The following is a 2,103-nucleotide window of genomic DNA, read 5'->3' as shown; positions in this document are numbered from 1 at the left end:
CGGGAGAACGGGCGGGGAACGGGAACGGGGCGAACCGGAGGTCCACCCCGTCCCTGTCCACGGCACCCGCACGGCCGTACACACCCCAGCGTGGGGTGTCCGCATATCGGTACCGGGTCCGCGTCGTTGCCGCCGTGTAAAACCCCGGTACGCCCGGTACGGGGGTATATTCCGGGGATCGGGTGAACGGGGTGTGGTACGGGGGTGATGGGCTGATGTATGCCGCGAGGGGGTATGCGCCGGATATGACCGGCGGAGGGGTTGAGCCGGCGTGAATCCGACGAAACCCGGGCCCGGGTGATCGCTCCGCGCAAGTCCTTCGGCGGTGTGCGCCCCCGACTTGCTTCCGTGCACCGACCCGTGACGTCTCACGGATCGTTATGATCACGTGCGATGAGTGGGTAGAACCCCTGTGCTCTCCCGCTCCCGTCCGGGGCTCCGACATCCGTCGGCCAACCGGCGCGGACCCGACCCCCGCTCCCCCCGATCGCTCGTGGAGGTACTCGCCGTGGCCCTCTCCGTATCCGCGGTGCTCCTGCTGGGTATCGTCGTCTTCCTGCTGATCAAGAAGCAGGGGCTCAAGGCGCTGCACGCCGTGGTCTGCATCATCCTCGGCTTCTACCTGGCCAGCTCCAACCTGGCGCCGACCATCAACGAACTCACCAGCAGCGTCGCGGGCATGATCAACAACCTGAACTTCTGATCCGGGGAGCGCCGGGCCGTACCCCACCGGGCGGCCCGGCCCGGCCCGCCCGGTGGGCATAGGCTCATCCCATGAACACCGGTGCCCCCGGGGTGCTCCTGGTCCACGCGCACCCCGATGACGAGACCATCACCAACGGCGTCACCATGGCCGCCGCCGTGGCCGCCGGTCGGCGGGTGACCCTCGTCACCTGCACCCTCGGTGAGGAGGGCGAGGTCATCCCCCCGGATCTCGCCCACCTGGCTCCCGACCGCGAGAACCGCCTGGGCCCGCACCGGATCGGGGAGTTGGCCGCCGCCATGGCCGAACTCGGCGTCACCGATCACCGCTTCCTCGGCGGTCCCGGTCGCTGGCGCGACTCCGGGATGATGGGCGCCCCGCAGAACGACCGGCCCGACTCGCTGTGGCGTTCCGACGACGACGAGGCCGCCGGGGCCCTGGCCGCAGTCATCCGCGAGACCCGCCCCGCGGTCCTGCTCACCTATGACCCGAACGGCGGGTACGGCCACCCCGACCACATCCGGGCCCACCGCATCGCCACGCGTGCCGTCGAACTGGCCGCCGAACCCGGTCCCGCCGCCCACCGGGTCCCCCGGATCCTGTGGACCTGCGTGCCGCGCTCCGCCGCCGAGAGGGCCCTGGGGGCCCTGCGAGCCGCCGGACCCGGCCGGTTCGCCGGCGTCGCCGACCTCGACGCGATCCCCGGGGTGGTCGACGACGAGCAGGTCGTGGTCACCGTCGTCGGCGGCCCCCGCGAGATCGCCGCGAAGAGGGCCGCGATGCGCGCCCACGCCACCCAGATCGACGTGGGGGAGGAGGAGGTCGAGGGGGTGGGTCCGGTCTTCGCCCTCTCCAACGGGCTGGTCCAACCCCTGTGGACCACGGAATGGTTCCGGCTCGGCGCCGGCTCACCGCCACCACCCGGCGCCAAGGACCCGTGCGCCGGTCCGGAACCGGACGAACCCTCCGCCCCGTCGGCCGGCCCCGCCGTGACCCCGGGAGCGACCCCGTGACCGCTCTCCGTCTCCTCGGGTACGCCGGACTGTTCCTGCTCGGCGCGATGGTGGGCGCGGCCGGCTCCGTCGTCCAGGGCGCCGCCTCACCGCTCGGTCTGCTCCTCGCCCTCGCGGCGGGCGCGGGGGCCTGTTGGGGTGGCGCGGTGCTGGTCGGCACCCGGGCCGGCGCGGCGCTGCCGGCCGCCGGCTGGGGACTGACCGTGCTCCTGCTCACCCTCACCCGGCCGCGCGGCGACTTCGTCTTCGCGGCCGGCGCGGGAAGCTATCTCTTCCTGTTCGGCGGGATGTTGCTGGTCGCCTGCTGTGCGGCACTCGCCCCGGTGCGCCGCACACCGCCCGGCCCCGTCCGTCCGTTCCTCGCCCCCCGGCCATCGTCGTCCGAAC

At 73.0% G+C, this 2,103-nt stretch carries 3 protein-coding genes; all 3 read left to right on the top strand.

The annotated features are described in order from the left end of the window. The first annotated feature begins 508 nt into the window (after positions 1 to 508). The gene (locus FNQ90_RS20665; protein ID WP_143623190.1) at positions 509 to 703 is read left to right on the top strand and encodes a hypothetical protein; all 195 of its coding nucleotides are present in this window, start codon (positions 509 to 511) and stop codon (positions 701 to 703) included. 71 nt (positions 704 to 774) lie between these two features. Next, positions 775 to 1,716 (top strand): N-acetyl-1-D-myo-inositol-2-amino-2-deoxy-alpha-D-glucopyranoside deacetylase, encoded by a 942-nt coding sequence (gene mshB, locus FNQ90_RS20660; protein WP_182607734.1) that lies wholly within the window; start codon positions 775 to 777, stop codon positions 1,714 to 1,716. Next, positions 1,641 to 2,103: DUF6113 family protein (locus FNQ90_RS20655; RefSeq protein WP_407699403.1), on the top strand; the 463-nt coding region annotated here is incomplete at its 3' end. The genes mshB and FNQ90_RS20655, both read left to right, overlap by 76 nt.

This window comes from Streptomyces alkaliphilus, assembly GCF_014141535.1.
In the GTDB taxonomy this organism is placed as follows: Bacteria; Actinomycetota; Actinomycetes; order Streptomycetales; family Streptomycetaceae; genus Streptomyces; species Streptomyces alkaliphilus.
This window is presented reverse-complemented; position numbering and strand designations above follow the sequence as displayed.

Coding starts and splice junctions, on each gene's coding strand:
- mshB (WP_182607734.1), top strand. CDS start 775: ATGAACACCGGTGCCCCCGGGGTGCTCCTGGTCCACGCGCACCCCGAT.